Source organism: Hyphomicrobiales bacterium, from assembly GCA_039989895.1.
In the GTDB taxonomy this organism is placed as follows: Bacteria; Pseudomonadota; Alphaproteobacteria; order Rhizobiales; family JACESI01; genus JACESI01.
This window is the reverse complement of the sequence record JBDXGY010000004.1, coordinates 239,884-255,217: the sequence shown is the minus strand read 5'-3', so window position 1 is coordinate 255,217 and position 15,334 is coordinate 239,884. Positions and strand designations below refer to the sequence as shown.

The window sequence follows — 15,334 nt, the reverse complement described above, 5'->3', positions numbered from 1 at the left end:
TTTACCGATTTTGAAACATAATTATTTTGTTTTTGCTTTTTTCAAAGCACTTATCAGTTTCTTTTGAATACTCTCATTACCGGCTAGAATGCTACCTGTTTCGAAGATTTTATTGCCGCCATCCACATCACTGACATATCCTCCTGCTTCTGCGATGAGCAACATGCCGGCTGCCATATCCCACTGGCCTAGTCCGCGCTGACAAAATGCATCGAAGCGGCCAGCGGCGATATAGGCAAGATCAAGAGAGGCAGCACCCATGCTGCGTATGCCAGCAGTTTCTCCCATGAGATGCGCTAATTCGAGTAAAAACTTACCATGTTCAGGACGACCAATATGTGGAATGCCGGTTGCGATCACACAGCTTGAAAGATTGCGGCGGCCTGCAACGCGTAAGCGGCGGTCATTGAGATAAGCACCTTGGCCGCGTTCGGCTGTAAAAAGTTCTTCTGTTATAGGGTTATAAACAACAGCTGCTTGAAGGATACCCTGACTTTCAGCGGCAATGGAGATGGCAAAGTTTGGGATGCCATGTAAAAAATTTGTTGTGCCATCTAGAGGGTCTATGATCCAGCGGTGCTGTTTGTCATAGCCTTCAATCTCGCCACCTTCTTCAAACAGAAAACCCCATTTTGGGCGTGCTTTTTTAAGTTCTTCGTGCAGTGTTTTTTCTGCTTCTTTGTCGGCAGACGAAACAAAATCGGCTGGTCCTTTGACGGAGACCTGCAGGTTTTCAACTTCGCCGAAGTCACGTTTTAACTTGCGACCGGCCTTCAAAGAGGCCTGAACCATGACATTCAAGAGCGCGGAGAGTTGCGCCATAAGGAGTAGCCTTTCGTGAAAAAGCGGAACTGCGGAACTAATATCTTATTCGGCACGCTTCACATAAGTAATTTCATTGGTATCGACGATAATTTTGTCACCGACCCCGACAAAAGGCGGCACATTTGTGCGCACGCCGTTTTCAAGCAGGGCAGGCTTATAAGATGAAGAAACAGTTTGGCCTTTGATATGAGGTTCAGTGTCTGTTATTTCCAGCGTTACTTGATCAGGTAATTGAATGCCGATAGGGCGGCCCTCATGGCTTTCGACCGTTACTTCCATGCCGTCTTGCAGGAAGGCTGCGCGTTCGCCAATGAATTCTTTTTGCAATTCAAGCTGTTCATAACTTGTTGTGTCCATAAAAACCAGCGCATCGCCTTGTTCATATAAAAACTGGTAATCGTTTTGTTCAAGGCGGATACGCTCAACGGTTTCGGTTGCGCGGAAGCGTTCATTTAGCTTGCGGCCATCGATCAGATTTTTCATCTCGATTTGTGCAAATGCGCCACCCTTGCCGGGTTTTACGTGTTGTGTTTTCACTGCAACCCAGATGGTGTCTTGATGTTGAATAACATTGCCGGGGCGAATTTCGTTGCCGTTGATTTTCATGATTTTATACCTGAAGAATAAGCGCTTTTGCGCTTGAACCATTATTGGCACTTTTATGCAAGCCCATAGACGTTTTGAGGGGCAGCGATATTAATTCAGTGAAGGCTTCCAATCACGCGCTTTACGTTTAGCCATTTCAAGCGCTTCTGCGTCCAATTCTTGCACAAAACTATCGAGTTTAGCGTCCTCGAAACCTTGTTTTTTAGAAATTAAATGCCAGCTTGCTGCATTAACCGGATCGCGGGGCACACCTTTTCCTTCACGATACAGATGTGCAAGCCGATTTTGGGCAATAGCATTACCCCTATGCGCCGTGCCTACATACCATAAAGCGGCATCATCTTCATTTTTACCGATGCCGTTACCTGTGAGAAGGCGGCTTGCATATTCAAGCTGAGCCGTGTCATGGCCACCACGCGCAGCTTTTCCGTAATAGAGTGTGGCCAGAATTTCATCTTTCGAAACGCCTTTACCTTGGCGGTATAGCTCGGCAATGGCGAATTGAGCATCGTGATTACCCTCTTTTGCTGCTTGCAATAAGAGGGGGGCTGCTTTGTCAAAATTCCTTTCAAGCGTATCACCTGAAAGATGCATTAAACCAACATTATAAAGACCTAGAACGTGGCCCTTGTCTGCGGCAATCATGAAATATTTGGCGGCTTTGGCGCTGTCTTTTTCCGTGCCAATGCCGTCGAGATACATAAAGCCTAATTGGAAGGCCGCTTCGCGATTGCCGTTCTCAGCGCCCAAAGTATACCATGATAAAGCGGTTTCCAGATTTTGACTCACGCCAAGGCCGCCGCGATAAAGTTCGCCTAGAAGCGTTTGCGCTGCAGCGTCATTTTTTTCCGCCAGATCGATTGCGGCGTCTAGAGCTGATAGATAAAGCCCACGTTGGTAAAAGCCATAAGCGATATCTGCGTTCTCATCTGCTTTTGATATGGCCTTGCGTGTTTCTTCGAGGCGTTTTTTTTCAGTGTCAGTTGCTGGCTCAATTGTTGGCGTGACGATTGGTTTTTTATCAGCACTGGTTGCGGCATCTTGTGCGACGGCTGCATTGAATGCGAGCGTTGAACAAGCCAAAACCATGAAAATTATTTTTTTGACAGAGTTAGCTACCATATTGTGATTTACGGTTTTCAAAGGCCTGATCAAGCAGTTTATCCACTTCACTTAGGGTTTTTGAAGGGGTAGAAGACTTCCATATGATATCGCGCAAAGCAAGAAAATCAATGCCGGCATTGCCCGCTTGTGTAACGCTATCAAGTGCGTTACCGCCCATCACAACAGCCGGCACAGACATGACCGCAGCCCACCATTCAGCTAGTTTGAATGCTTTGGGAAAAATGTCAGGACCGTTGTCACCATCAAGACGGCCGAAGAAGAGATAATCAACGGGGCCTTCACCAAGAACCATCGCCTCATGACGATTTTTGATATTGGCAACGCCCATGATGTTGCGGCCTGCATGTGCTTTGACTGTTGCAACGATCTCATCAAGCGAGCCATCTAGATGTAGACCATCTGCATTGGTTCGCCCCATCAGTTGGCTGTCATTGTGCAAAAGCACTGCCACATCGTGTTTTTGTGCAATGGGGACTAGGTGTTCTGCAGCTAGCTGATAGTTGCCGCTGGTTGGTGGTAAAATGAGAAGTGATGCCACATCCCCTGCACTGAGCACCGTGTCGAGAAGGGGGGCAAATGAGACAGGTTCATAATCCGCAGGTGTGATTAAAAACACCCGCGTGCGGTATATTTCTGGTTCTGGGGATGATTTTGCCAAACGTTCTCTGCTTTTGTCTTGCGGGCCTATCCCTGAGATTTAGTTATCAGGGATAAGCTCTTAATCGCACTCAATTGCAGATTGATCTACCATGGCTTTGCAGGTCATGGAAAGCTTCCTCTAGGCGAGTGACCATGCTTTTTTGAATGTCACGGTTCCATTTGCGCGGGTCATAGAATTTCTTCTGTGGTGCGCCGGTTTCCGGGCTAATTTGATGTTTGAAGGCGGTTGGATGTGCATCTACATAATCGCCGATACCTTTTGCGCAGGCAAATTGTGTATCTGTATCGATGTTCATTTTGAACACACCATAAGTGAGCGCTTCTGCGATTTGCGCTTTCTCAGAACCTGAGCCGCCATGGAAAACCAGATGTAGAGGTCTTGAGTCTGTGTTGCGTTCTTTTGCGACCATATTCTGCGAGTTGACCAAAATTTCGGGACGCAGTTTCACATTGCCGGGTTTATAGACCCCGTGCACATTACCAAAAGAGGCTGCGACTGAGAAATGTCCGATGTCTTTTAAGGCATCATAAGCTTGGAGAACGTCTTCGGGCTGTGTGTAAAGGTGAGCATTATCAGCGCCTTCTTCTAGATCAGCACCAACGCCGTCTTCTTCGCCGCCGGTTACACCAAGTTCGATTTCGAGGCTGATGTCACAAGGCGCCATGCGCTTGAGATATTCAGCGCATGTGCCGATGTTATCTTCCAATGGCTCTTCTGACAGATCAATCATATGAGATGAATATAGTGGCTTGCCGGTTTCCTTCTTGGCAATTTCATTATAGTCCATCATGCCATCAACCCATGGCAGTAGTTTGCGGTTGGCATGGTCTGTGTGGAGCACAACTGCCACGCCGTAATCTTCGGCCATCATATGAACGTGACGGGCGGCAGAAACGGCGCCTTTTACTTTCATTTCCATGGTTCCGATGGATGGGCCACCAAAGAAACCAGCGCCGCCATTCGACATTTGAACGATTATGTCTGATTTGGTTTGAGCTGCGGCTTCTAAAGCTGCATTCAATGTGTTGACGTCGGAAATATTAACGCCAGGCAATGCATAACCACCACTTTTACAGGCCTCTACAAGTGCCACATATTCTTCGCCTGTTACCACACCGGGTTTTATCTTGCTCATCTAATTTCCTCATAACTTATTGGCTTTTTATTACTTGGTATCAGCTTATTTTATTTTAGTCCTGAATAAAATGATTTTTTTCATGGCTACGCCAGTTGTGCCATTCCTATCAAATCATGCCTGTAATTATTTAGCTGGGAGATCTAATTGCGGAGAATCTCGACGCCTGGCAAAGCTTTGCCTTCTAGCCATTCAAGGAAGGCACCACCTGCGGTGGATACATAAGAAAAATCTTGTGCGACGCCTGCGTGATTAAGCGCTGCAACTGTATCACCACCGCCTGCAACCGACATGATGTCACCTGATTTTGTGCGTTTTGCGGCATGTTTTGCTGCTGCTACTGTTGCCGTGTCAAATGGTGTCATCTCAAAGGCGCCAAGAGGGCCATTCCAGACAAGCGTTTTAGCGCTGTCAATCACTTCATTCACGCGCTTCACAGCTTTGGGGCCAGCATCCAGAATCATTGTGTCAGCGGGAACATTTTGTGCATCAACGGTCTCATTCGCAGCATTGGCCGCGAATTCTTTAGCAACCACCACATCGTCGGGTAGAATAATTTGGCAGTTTGCCTTGTCGGCAGCTGCTAATATTTTCAGGGCAGTGGGGGCTAGATCGTGTTCGCAAAGTGATTTGCTGACGTCGATGCCTTGCGCTGCAAGAAATGTGTTTGCCATGCCGCCACCAATGATGAGGCTATCAACACGCGATACAAGGTTTTCGAGTAGGTCGATTTTGGAGGACACTTTTGCACCTCCAACAAGGGCGACCACCGGGCGTTGTGGATTGGCAAGCGCTGCTTCAAGCGCCTCTACCTCTGCCTGCATGGTGCGACCGGCGACCGTTGGCAAATGATCGGCAATTCCAACTGTGGATGCATGGGCACGATGGGATGCGGAAAAGGCATCAGCCACGAAAATATCGCCTAGATTTGCGAGTTCTTTAGCAAATGCGGGGTTGTTTTTTTCTTCACCTTCATGGAAACGGGTGTTTTCTAGAAGGAGGATATCGCCGTCTGCCATCTTTGAAATGGCGTCAACCGCGCAATCACCGGCGCAGTTTGACGCGAAGGCGACGGTTTTGCCAAATACCTGGGCACATGCATGTGCCACCGGTTCAAGGGTCATTTCAGTAACAATTGTACCTTTAGGGCGACCAAAATGGGCAAGCAAAATAACTTTGCCACCATTCTTAGAAATATAGTCAATCGTTGGTTTAACGCGCTCGATGCGGGTTTTGTCTGTCACCTTGCCATCTGCCATGGGCACATTGATATCCACGCGAACAAGGCAACGTTTGTTGACGACATTGATGTCGTCAAGAGTCTTAAAGGTCGTCATTGAGAGTCCTGAATTTATTAATCTAGTAAACAAGCCGCACTAAGTTGTGAAAAGCTTCATCAATGAATGTTTTATCTACTACTAGTTGCCACATTTTACCTTGATTCAGAGTTAAATCAAAAACAAAAAGTGGCCCAAATAAGATAAAAAATACAAAAAACAGAGTTTCTATACCGTCTCGCATAGTCATTCTCCCAACGAATGATCCCACCGATGACGCTTATACCATAAAAAGACCGCCACTGCTGGCGATCTTTTGTTTATGGTTACTTTCCAAATTAGCTTATACGTTTTTAGCCATGGCAATTGCCGTGTCAGACATGCGGTTGGAGAAGCCCCATTCGTTGTCATACCAAGTCAAGATACGCACAAAATTGCCGTCTAGCACTTTTGTTTGATCCAGCGCTAAGATTGATGAACGTGGGTCATGATTGAAGTCTTGGCTGACGAGCGGCTCATCAGTGTAACCTAAAATGCCATTCAGTTCATTGTCGGCGGCTTTGATGATCGCGTTATTGATGTCATCAGCGGTCACGTTTTTCGATGGAATGAATTTCAGATCAACCACGGAAACATTCGGTGTTGGGACGCGGATGGAGGAGCCATCGAGCTTGCCAGCAAGGGCAGGAAGAACAAGACCAACAGCTTTTGCTGCGCCGGTTGATGTGGGGATCATCGACATGGCTGCTGCACGGGCGCGATAAAGATCGCTGTGTATCGTGTCGAGTGTAGGCTGATCACCAGTATATGAGTGGATTGTTGTCATATAGCCGCGCTCAATGCCGAAGTTATTCTGAATGACATGAGCGACAGGAGACAAGCAGTTGGTTGTGCATGATGCGTTTGAGACAATTTTGTCATCGCTGTTCAATGTATCATGGTTGACGCCATAAACGATTGTTTTTACATCGCTGCCACCGGGCGCTGAAATCAGAACTTTTTTTGAACCATTTTCAAGATGGATGGCTGCTTTGTCTTTTGACGCAAAAATGCCGGTACATTCCATGGCGATATCAACATCACCCCAAGGCAATTCGCGCGGGTCACGAATGGATGTGACGCGGATCGGGCCACGGCCAACATCGATCGTGTTTCCGTCAACGGTGACCGTACCAGGAAATTTACCGTGCACAGAATCGTAACGCACAAGGTGTGCATTTGTTTCAACAGGGCCAAGATCATTGATGGCAACAACTTCGATGTCTGTACGGCCTGATTCAACAACCGCACGCAAAATATTACGTCCAATGCGACCAAAGCCATTAATTGCAACTTTAACTGTCATGTTTTTTCTCCACTTAGTAAAACTTATTTAGCTTTTTCTTCGATTGCTGAAATAATTGCAACTGTTGTTATGCTAAAATGTTCATAAACTTCTTTATAAGGGGCGCTCGCGCCAAAAGATGACATGCCGATGAAGGTGCCATCGTGACCAATAAAGCGGTCCCAACCCATTCGAACGGCAGCTTCCACGCCAACGCGAATTGTCTCTCTACCCATTAATGCCGATTTGTAGTCTTGGTCCTGCTCTTCAAAAAGTTCAAAACAGGGAACAGACACAACACGGGTGGGAATGCCTTTTTCATCAAGTGCAGCTTTGGCTTCAAGTGCTATTTCGACTTCAGAGCCTGAAGCAAAAATTACGGCTTGCGATTCTGTTTCAGAGCCAGCCAGTGTATAAGCCCCATGAGCGCAGAGATTTTCTTGGCTAAATTCAGGGCGCACACTTGGTAAACCTTGACGTGAAAGGGCTATCGCACTTGGGGCGTCCTTTGCTGTAAGAGCCAGTTGCCAGCATTCAGCAGTTTCCGTCACATCTGCCGGGCGGTACATATAAAGATTGGGCATAGCGCGAAGGGACGCCAGATGCTCGACCGGCTGGTGGGTCGGGCCATCTTCGCCAAGACCAATGGAATCATGCGTTAGCACATGAATTGCACGAATACCCATAAGAGCTGCAAGACGGATCGAGGCACGGCAATAATCTGAGAAGATTAAGAACCCACCGGAATAGGGGATAAGACCGCCGTGTAAGGCCATGCCATTCATGGCGGCTGCCATGCCGTGCTCACGAATGCCCCAGCGCATATAGCGTCCACCATAAGCTTCAGCGGTAATGTCCTGCATATCTTTTGTTAGCGTGTTATTTGAGCCGGTTAGATCAGCAGAGCCACCAATTGTTTCTGGTAGTATATCGTTGATAACCTCTAACGCCATTTGAGAGGCGACACGGGTCGCGACTTTTGGCTGGTCGGCGGCAAGTTGCTTTTTGTAATCCGATATTGCTGATGCGAAATTAGTCGGTAATTCACCTGAGATGCGGCGATCAAATTCTGAGCGAATTTCCAGATCAAGCGCACTATGTCGCTTTTCCCAATCAACGCGGGATTGACCGGATCTGAGGCCTGCAATACGCCATGAATCAAGAAGATCTTCAGGTATTTCAAAGGGGCGGTGTTTCCATCCCAATGCTTTTCTGGTTCCTGCAATTTCTTCTGCACCCAAAGGAGCGCCATGCGATGATGATTGTCCAGCTTTTGTTGGCGCACCATAGCCAATGGTTGTTTTGCAGGCGATTAGGCTAGGCTTGTCAGATTTTTTTGCCTGTTCGATGGCGCGAATGATGGCTTCCGGATCATGGCCGTCAATGCTGATCACATCCCAGCCAGCAGCTTCAAAGCGCTTTTGTTGATCACCAGATTCAGCAAGGCTAATTGGACCATCAATAGAGATGCCATTGTCATCGAACAAAACAATAAGCTTGTTGAGTTTATAGTGACCGGCAAGGGAAATTGCCTCGTGTGAAATGCCTTCCATCAGATCGCCATCTGATGCGATGACATATGTCATGTGATCGACGATTTCGTCGCCATAATTTGCATTCATGATCCGTTCGGCAAGTGCCATGCCGACCGCTGTTGAAATACCTTGTCCCAGTGGGCCAGTGGTTGTTTCAATGCCGCTGGCATGGCCGTATTCAGGATGGCCGGCTGTTTTCGCGCCAATTTGACGGAAATTTTTCAGTTCATCAATCGTCATATCCTCATACCCTGTGAGGTAGAGGAGTGAGTAAATCAGCATGGAACCATGACCGGCTGACAAGACAAAGCGGTCGCGGTCAGGCCATTTGGGCGCTCTTGGATCAAATTTAAGAAATTGAGTAAAAAGAACAGTAGCTACATCGGCCATACCCATTGGCATGCCTGGGTGTCCGGAGTTAGCAGCTTGAACAGCATCCATAGACAGGGCGCGTATTGCGTTTGCCATAGGTGGAATTTTATTGATGTCGGTCATTATTACCGCCTGGAATGTTATTTGCTGCACCTCCAGAATATTGAAGAACGGATAGTGCTGGAAATGGAATTATTTGTTTTTTCCTACTGGGATCAGTCTAATTTTTAGTACTGTCTTCATGAAGGGGTGCGGCGCATACATAGCAGCTACCTTATGCGAGTCAATTACCTTGGCTCAGGACCTCTATATTAATGCACACTGATCGCCGATATGGGGGGTGCAAGGGCGTCAAAATTTTAAAACGGGGATAAACCATGCATTTCATGGATTACTTTATGTCTCTTGCCATATTCTAATTGGTAACATTTGATAAAAAACAGCTTTGCTAATTGACGTATAGCAGAGCAAATGAATAATGCTACTTTATCGAGGTGACTGCGGATCATGATCTGATTTTGGTCTAAATCTTATGCTTTTGAGCGAAGTTACGATATGGCGTTTAAAGGAATACGTTCTTTAATTCACCATTATGCGACTATAGTGATATTTATTGAGTTGATATTTGGAAGACGGTATGAAGTCTGAAACAATACCACAGGAAAAAGACGTCTTAAAAGATGCGCTGCGCTCCCTCGTTTTGGCTATAGATGGCTTGGATGATGCGGTTGATCGGCAGGTTGAAGATAAACAACGACTGAATTCCTTGGACCATGAGATGTCTGACATTATGTTAGACCGTTCACGGTTGGCGCAATCGCTTGATACAGCAGTGGCGCGAGCGGCACGTCTTGAGGATGCAAATAAAGAAGTATCCAAGCGTCTGGTTGGTGCAATGGAAACAATACGCTCTGTATTGGATGCGAATAAAAAATAAGGTTAAGCGAGTAGATCTCCATGGTTCATGTTAGTGTTACGATAGATGGTAAGACATACCGCATGGCCTGTGATGAAGGTCAGGAGGAACATCTTCTCAAACTTGGTAAGAAGCTTGATACCTCAATCGAGAAGCTGAAAGACGGTTTTGGTGAGGTGGGAGAACAACGCCTGGCCATTATGGCAGGCATCATGATGGCTGATGAATTAACGGAAAGTCAGAGGCTTTTGGTAGGACTTCAAGCCGAAGTCGACTCACTCAAAGAAAGCCGTCGTGCGCTGATTGATCGTTATCAGGCATCGGAAGAAACGCTTAGTCGTGCTTTGGTTGAAGTTGGCGAGCGCGTAAAAGGCCTTACGGATAAAATAAATGGCCTACAAAAAAGCGACAAAGAGCTTAAATCGGCTGCCGAATAAACTCGTTTCCTCATAGCCCCCGCGATAAAAACCCCCTATATGATGATTTAGAGCTGCGCTTCGCGTTAGGACAACTCATGCCAGGGCCTTACTGATCCGAACGGGAGCTGTCCCTGCCTTGACCCGTGGGTTTCGGCATTCACGGCGCCCACCTACTATGTAGGTTTCTCGGCATCGATATAAATCCGACGGTTGTCGCGGCTCACTTTATTTTCACCAGCTTCTTTGGTTTTCCCAAAGAAGTAATGACGATAATGATGATTTATAAAACGGCAAAGGGTCTTAATGAATGCAAGAAGATCAATCATTGAAAGCCGCCAAACAGGATTTGCGCACCCGCGCCCTTGTTGCTCGCGATCAGTTGCGCGCGCCCTATCGAGCTTCATGTGCGAAAAAACTGTTGGACTATCAAGATGTTTTTGGTGACGTGAATGGCAAAGTAGTCTCAGGATTTTTGCCAATCCGAAGCGAAATTGATGCGCAACCTTTAATGAATGCGTTAAGAGCCAAAGGGGCTGAGCTGTGTCTGCCGGCAGTGACAGACAAAACCACCATCGAATTTCGCGCTTATGAAGATGAGCAAGCTTTAGTCGAAGCGGGCTTTGGTACATTGGCCCCGCCTGCTCATGCGCGGGTGCTTCATCCTGAGATGATGATTGTACCGCTTTCTGTATTTGATACCTATGGCGGGCGGATTGGTTATGGCGCGGGGTATTATGACCGGGCGATAGCGCGGCTTGTGGCTGCGGGCCGTCCACCTTTGACGGTCGGTCTTGCCTTCGCATTACAAGAGGTGCCTCTTGTCCCGCAAGATGCGCATGACATTCGGCTCGATTATATTTTAACCCATGAAGGCGTGATTGCCCCTGAAGTTTATCCGGCTCTAAGCGTCCAAGGAGATTAATGAATGCGGCTTCTTTTTATTGGTGATGTTGTTGGGCGTTGTGGCCGCTCCATTGTTGACGATGTTTTGCCAGGCCTGATACGCGATCACTCGATCGACTTTGTTGTTCTAAATGGTGAAAATGCCGCAGGTGGTTTTGGCGTGACTGAAGACATACATCAAGGCTTTTTAAATGCGGGCGTTGATGTGGTGACGACGGGCAATCATGTGTGGGATCAGCGCGAGGCGCTTGAATTTTGCACCCGTCACGACACTTTTTTGCGACCGGCGAATTATGCTCATGGTGCGCCGGGAAAAGGCAGCGGCGTTTTTATGGCACGCAACGGGGCGCGGGTGATGGTGATGAATGTGATGGGCCAGGTTTTCATGCACCCAACGCTGGAAGACCCTTTTGCCTGTGTTGAGCGTGAGCTTTCAGCCTGTGTCTTGGGCGAACATGTGGACGCGGTGGTGATTGATATGCACGCAGAAGCCACAAGCGAGAAAATCTGTCTTGGCCATCATGTGGATAGCCGCGCCTCATTAGTAGTGGGGACACACACCCACGTACCAACGAGTGATTATCAAATTCTCGATGGCGGTACGGGCTATATGAGTGATGCGGGCATGACGGGGGATTACGGTGGCTCGCTTGGCATGATGAAGGAAGCGCCCTTGCAGAAATTTATCACGAAACTACCCGGCGAGCGCATGGAAGTAGGTCCGGGCCCTGCAACCCTTTGCGGCGTGGCAGTGGATACCGACGACACCACTGGCCTTGCCGTGGCGATTGAACCCGTGCGGATTGGGCCTAGATTAAAGGGGCATCTGCCTAGCTTTTGGTAGAGGTTTCATGCCTCACAATTGTTGATGTGACCAAATGCATCGGGAGGATTTTGGATGAGTGATAAAGCGATACGCAATGACCTTGGTCATTGGGATTATATTATCGTTGGAGCTGGTTCCGCAGGGTGTGTGCTGGCCAACCGTTTAAGCGCGGATCCCAAAAACAAAGTGTTGGTTTTGGAGGCTGGCGGTGATGATAATTATCACTGGATCAAAATTCCTGTCGGTTATCTTTATTGTATAGGCAATCCACGCACTGACTGGCTTTATACAACATCCAATGAGGCGGGTCTGAATGGCCGGTCACTTGGGTATCCACGCGGTAAAGTTCTGGGTGGTTGTTCGTCTATTAACGGCATGATTTATATGCGCGGTCAGGCGCGAGATTATGATCAGTGGCGCCAACTCGGCAATGTGGGCTGGGGCTGGGATGATGTCTTACCTTCATTCCTTAAATCTGAGGACCATCATACGAAATCGAATGAACTGCACGGGCAGGGTGGTGAGGTGCGCGTGGAAAAACAGCGCCTGCATTGGGACATTCTTGACGCTGTGCGTGAGGCAGCCACAGAACTTGATTTGCCGCTCAGCGATGATTTCAATGATGGCGACAATCTTGGGTCTGGCTATTTCGAGGTGACACAAAAAAGTGGACGGCGCTGGAGTGCGGCGGATGGCTTTTTAAAACCGGTGATGAAGCGGGCAAATCTGAAGATCATCACCCATGCTGATGTAGAACGACTGACATTTGATGGCTTGAAGGCAAACGGTCTTAAACTCACCGTGAAGGGCGTGCCATCGGTCGTCCATTGTGATGGCGAGGTGCTTTTGTCTGCTGGCGCGATAGGCAGCCCGCGCATTTTGCAAAGTTCAGGCCTTGGTCCTGCTGATCTATTGCGGGCGCATGATATTCCCGTGGTGAAAGATATGGCGGGGGTTGGGCAAAATCTGCAAGACCATTTGCAAATTCGTACGGTTTTCAAAATCACTGGCGGCGACACATTGAATGAGCGACAGGCGAGCTTGTTTGGCAAGGCCAAAATCGCGCTTGAATATGCGTTCAAACGCTCAGGCCCTATGGCGATGGCGCCAAGTCAGCTTGGTATTTTTGCAAAATCCGACAAGAGTTATGAGACGGCGAATATCGAATATCATGTGCAGCCGTTGTCGCTTGAAAAATTCGGCGACCCCTTGCATGACTTCCCCGCAATCACGGTGTCTGTGTGTAATTTGAGGCCAGAAAGCCGCGGGTCGGTATCGATTACCTCAAATGATCCAAGTGTCGCACCCGATATTGCGCCAAACTATTTATCAACCGAGACCGACAAACGCGTCGCCGCCGATAGCATCCGCCACGCCCGAGCCTTGATGTCGACAAAACGGATGGCGGAATTTACCCCGCAAGAATTCAAACCCGGCACACATATCGCATCAGACGAAGACCTCGCCAAAGCCGCAGGCGACATCGCCACCACAATTTTTCACCCCGTGGGGACCGCGAAAATGGGGTCGGATTCAATGGCTGTGGTGGATGATCAATTGCGGGTGCACGGCGTTCAAGGCCTGCGCGTGGTCGATGCCTCCATCATGCCGACAATAACATCAGGCAACACCCATGCCCCCGTGATGATGATCGCAGAAAAAGCGAGCGAGATGATTCTGGCGAAGTGAGGGGCTTGATCAATGGCAGCTTTGAGCCCAAGTTGGACATTCAATTGTCGCCGTTAAAAGCAAATGTTTCTGACATTTACTCTCCAGATCAGCCAAAGTGCCACATCTTCACTTCACCAAGTTTGTAAAAAATTAAAGCAATTAAGATTTACTTCTTAAAAATTAATTGAGGGCTTGGAAAGCAGATGGCAAAATCGATTCTAACCATGATTGGATTGATGTTCCTGCTTGCATCTTGTGTTCCAGAAACATCGCAGAACAGTGACGTGGGAAATGCGACTGAAAAAATCGATAGTGGTGAAATAATTTATGAAAACAAGGAACCATTATCCAGCGAGGAAACAATTAAATTGCATGAGGTAAAAGTCGTTGGCAATTTTCATGACGCACTTACAGTTGATTTCACCTACACCTATGAACACGATAATCCGCCTGAAGCAGTAAGATTGTTTGTAACACCCAACCACGAATATTGGCGTGCAAACTACGTGACTATTGATAAAGGAACCCATACGGCTCGCGCCATTATAAATTTAAGCGACAGAAAGATGCACGCACACGGAAAAGCTGAGGCACACAGCACAGAATTATTTTTTAGATTTGGTCTATATGTTGTCAGCCAGTTGACGGGAAAAACAAGATTTGAAGGCAATTTCTGGGACCAGAATGTAAACTTCAGGAAAACTTGGAGCCTAAAATAATCTTTGGATTTTAATTTAATTTGAAAGTGGAACGATGCATAATTTTACAAAAATTATTGGCATGATACTGGTTATCGTTACCTTTTTCTTTAGCTACGATTGGTACAAACGACAGCCAGCAATCGAGGCGGCCTATGCGATTGCACAAAAGCGCATAAAGGAAACCATTGCATGGGGTGATCACACGCAATTGGATTTGTCGGATTTGCTAAAGCTAAACGCTCTACCATCGCAAATTTCAACAATGGACAAGCTTGAAACGCTCATTTTGTCCGATACGAATGTCAGTGATTTAGGCCCAATAGCCACGCTACCGGTTTTAAAAAACCTACATATTAAAAATACTCCTGTTTCTGATTTGTCAGCGCTTTCGAAAAGTCCACGATTGGAAAAACTGATTGCGACAAAAAGCAGGGTTTTCGATTTAGAGCCTTTGGCAAGTATTCTTACTTTGAGACATCTGGTGCTAAACGGCACTACAATAAAGTCACTAGAACCGACACAAAATATGACAAGCCTACGACACCTTAATTTGTATCAAAGCTACGCAAATGATGGTTCTCAACAATACTATCAAGCATTGTCTGCAAAAGGTGTGAAAGTTGTTAGTGGCAGCGCGTACAGGCAAAACTACAAGCCTGGCATATTATACAAAACTCAGGTTTTCCTAGCACGTCTCGCATCAGATTTTTCAGACAGATATGATGCTGCGAGAAAGATGGTCGTGTTTCTGCAACCGCCGAAAAAATACAGTCGCGGTGAAAATTCGATATGCGTAAACAATCATACCGGTAGTGCATTAAGTTTCTATCTTGAGACGACGGAGGGAACCAGTAATTTCCGTTTAGCGCATAATTCGTGGCACTGCCAGAATAACGGCGAAGGCGCAAAACTTACAATTAGCCATAGTAACCGTGAACCCAAAATTTGCACGCGCGAGGTTGAGGCAGGGCAAACAATTGTTATCAAAGAATTTGATGCAAGCGACGTTTGTAAACTTGCATAATTGGGCCGTTTACT

Annotated in this window: 15 protein-coding genes and 1 other RNA gene; 8 read left to right on the top strand and 8 right to left on the bottom strand. The window is 47.2% G+C overall.

Going from position 1 to position 15,334, the window contains the following annotated elements:
* Positions 1-21: 21 nt before the first annotated feature.
* From ABJ081_04550 to tkt, 8 genes are all read right to left on the bottom strand, one after another.
* Complete coding sequence (locus ABJ081_04550; GenBank protein MEP6355932.1) at positions 22-822, bottom strand: inositol monophosphatase family protein; 801 nt, start codon at positions 820-822, stop codon at positions 22-24.
* A gap of 45 nt (positions 823-867) precedes the next feature.
* Positions 868-1,431 carry an elongation factor P gene (gene efp, locus ABJ081_04545; protein MEP6355931.1) on the bottom strand — a complete coding sequence of 188 codons (564 nt, stop codon included), beginning with the start codon at positions 1,429-1,431 and terminating at the stop codon, positions 868-870.
* A gap of 90 nt (positions 1,432-1,521) precedes the next feature.
* Positions 1,522-2,553, bottom strand: a complete 1,032-nt coding sequence (locus tag ABJ081_04540) for an SEL1-like repeat protein (GenBank protein ID MEP6355930.1) — start codon at positions 2,551-2,553, stop codon at positions 1,522-1,524.
* The gene (locus ABJ081_04535) at positions 2,543-3,214 is read right to left on the bottom strand and encodes a thiamine phosphate synthase (GenBank protein ID MEP6355929.1); all 672 of its coding nucleotides are present in this window, start codon (positions 3,212-3,214) and stop codon (positions 2,543-2,545) included. The genes ABJ081_04540 and ABJ081_04535 overlap by 11 nt, the downstream gene beginning before the upstream one ends.
* 70 nt (positions 3,215-3,284) lie before the next feature.
* Positions 3,285-4,352 (bottom strand): class II fructose-bisphosphate aldolase, encoded by a 1,068-nt coding sequence (gene fbaA / locus ABJ081_04530; GenBank protein MEP6355928.1) that lies wholly within the window; start codon positions 4,350-4,352, stop codon positions 3,285-3,287.
* A gap of 143 nt (positions 4,353-4,495) precedes the next feature.
* Positions 4,496-5,689: a phosphoglycerate kinase gene (locus ABJ081_04525; protein ID MEP6355927.1), complete on the bottom strand. Its 1,194-nt coding sequence runs from the start codon at positions 5,687-5,689 to the stop codon at positions 4,496-4,498.
* A 283-nt stretch (positions 5,690-5,972) separates the two neighbouring features.
* On the bottom strand, positions 5,973-6,974 hold the full coding sequence (gap, locus tag ABJ081_04520; GenBank protein MEP6355926.1) for a type I glyceraldehyde-3-phosphate dehydrogenase: 1,002 nt from the start codon (positions 6,972-6,974) through the stop codon (positions 5,973-5,975).
* 23 nt (positions 6,975-6,997) lie between these two features.
* On the bottom strand, positions 6,998-8,983 hold the full coding sequence (tkt, locus tag ABJ081_04515) for a transketolase (protein MEP6355925.1): 1,986 nt from the start codon (positions 8,981-8,983) through the stop codon (positions 6,998-7,000).
* 514 nt (positions 8,984-9,497) lie between these two features.
* Between tkt and ABJ081_04510 the strand changes: the two genes are divergently transcribed.
* The 8 genes from ABJ081_04510 (at position 9,498) to ABJ081_04475 (ending at position 15,320) form a co-directional block, all read left to right on the top strand.
* Positions 9,498-9,797, top strand: coding sequence for a DUF4164 domain-containing protein (locus ABJ081_04510; protein MEP6355924.1), 300 nt, complete (start codon positions 9,498-9,500; stop codon positions 9,795-9,797).
* Positions 9,798-9,817: 20 nt separating this feature from the next.
* The gene (locus ABJ081_04505) at positions 9,818-10,213 is read left to right on the top strand and encodes a cell division protein ZapA (protein MEP6355923.1); all 396 of its coding nucleotides are present in this window, start codon (positions 9,818-9,820) and stop codon (positions 10,211-10,213) included.
* Between the two features lie 47 nt (positions 10,214-10,260).
* Positions 10,261-10,421: non-coding RNA, 6S RNA (gene ssrS / locus ABJ081_04500), on the top strand.
* A gap of 81 nt (positions 10,422-10,502) precedes the next feature.
* Complete coding sequence (locus ABJ081_04495) at positions 10,503-11,117, top strand: 5-formyltetrahydrofolate cyclo-ligase (protein MEP6355922.1); 615 nt, start codon at positions 10,503-10,505, stop codon at positions 11,115-11,117.
* Positions 11,118-11,120: 3 nt separating this feature from the next.
* Entirely contained in the window at positions 11,121-11,942 is an 822-nt protein-coding gene (locus tag ABJ081_04490) for a TIGR00282 family metallophosphoesterase (protein MEP6355921.1), read from the top strand.
* A gap of 54 nt (positions 11,943-11,996) precedes the next feature.
* The gene (locus ABJ081_04485; GenBank protein ID MEP6355920.1) at positions 11,997-13,613 is read left to right on the top strand and encodes a GMC family oxidoreductase N-terminal domain-containing protein; all 1,617 of its coding nucleotides are present in this window, start codon (positions 11,997-11,999) and stop codon (positions 13,611-13,613) included.
* Between the two features lie 185 nt (positions 13,614-13,798).
* Positions 13,799-14,314, top strand: a complete 516-nt coding sequence (locus ABJ081_04480) for a hypothetical protein (protein MEP6355919.1) — start codon at positions 13,799-13,801, stop codon at positions 14,312-14,314.
* Positions 14,315-14,348: 34 nt separating this feature from the next.
* Positions 14,349-15,320 (top strand): leucine-rich repeat domain-containing protein, encoded by a 972-nt coding sequence (locus tag ABJ081_04475; protein ID MEP6355918.1) that lies wholly within the window; start codon positions 14,349-14,351, stop codon positions 15,318-15,320.
* Positions 15,321-15,334 lie beyond the last annotated feature (14 nt).

What these genes read in the sequence shown, in the direction of transcription:
- ABJ081_04550 (MEP6355932.1), bottom strand. Translation starts at nt 822, where the DNA reads ATGGCGCAACTCTCCGCGCTCTTGAATGTCATGGTTCAGGCCTCTTTG.
- efp (MEP6355931.1), bottom strand. Translation starts at nt 1,431, where the DNA reads ATGAAAATCAACGGCAACGAAATTCGCCCCGGCAATGTTATTCAACAT.
- ABJ081_04540 (MEP6355930.1), bottom strand. Translation starts at nt 2,553, where the DNA reads ATGGTAGCTAACTCTGTCAAAAAAATAATTTTCATGGTTTTGGCTTGT.
- fbaA (MEP6355928.1), bottom strand. Translation starts at nt 4,352, where the DNA reads ATGAGCAAGATAAAACCCGGTGTGGTAACAGGCGAAGAATATGTGGCA.
- ABJ081_04525 (MEP6355927.1), bottom strand. Translation starts at nt 5,689, where the DNA reads ATGACGACCTTTAAGACTCTTGACGACATCAATGTCGTCAACAAACGT.
- gap (MEP6355926.1), bottom strand. Translation starts at nt 6,974, where the DNA reads ATGACAGTTAAAGTTGCAATTAATGGCTTTGGTCGCATTGGACGTAAT.
- tkt (MEP6355925.1), bottom strand. Translation starts at nt 8,983, where the DNA reads ATGACCGACATCAATAAAATTCCACCTATGGCAAACGCAATACGCGCC.
- ABJ081_04510 (MEP6355924.1), top strand. Translation starts at nt 9,498, where the DNA reads ATGAAGTCTGAAACAATACCACAGGAAAAAGACGTCTTAAAAGATGCG.
- ABJ081_04505 (MEP6355923.1), top strand. Translation starts at nt 9,818, where the DNA reads ATGGTTCATGTTAGTGTTACGATAGATGGTAAGACATACCGCATGGCC.
- ABJ081_04495 (MEP6355922.1), top strand. Translation starts at nt 10,503, where the DNA reads ATGCAAGAAGATCAATCATTGAAAGCCGCCAAACAGGATTTGCGCACC.
- ABJ081_04490 (MEP6355921.1), top strand. Translation starts at nt 11,121, where the DNA reads ATGCGGCTTCTTTTTATTGGTGATGTTGTTGGGCGTTGTGGCCGCTCC.
- ABJ081_04485 (MEP6355920.1), top strand. Translation starts at nt 11,997, where the DNA reads ATGAGTGATAAAGCGATACGCAATGACCTTGGTCATTGGGATTATATT.
- ABJ081_04480 (MEP6355919.1), top strand. Translation starts at nt 13,799, where the DNA reads ATGGCAAAATCGATTCTAACCATGATTGGATTGATGTTCCTGCTTGCA.
- ABJ081_04475 (MEP6355918.1), top strand. Translation starts at nt 14,349, where the DNA reads ATGCATAATTTTACAAAAATTATTGGCATGATACTGGTTATCGTTACC.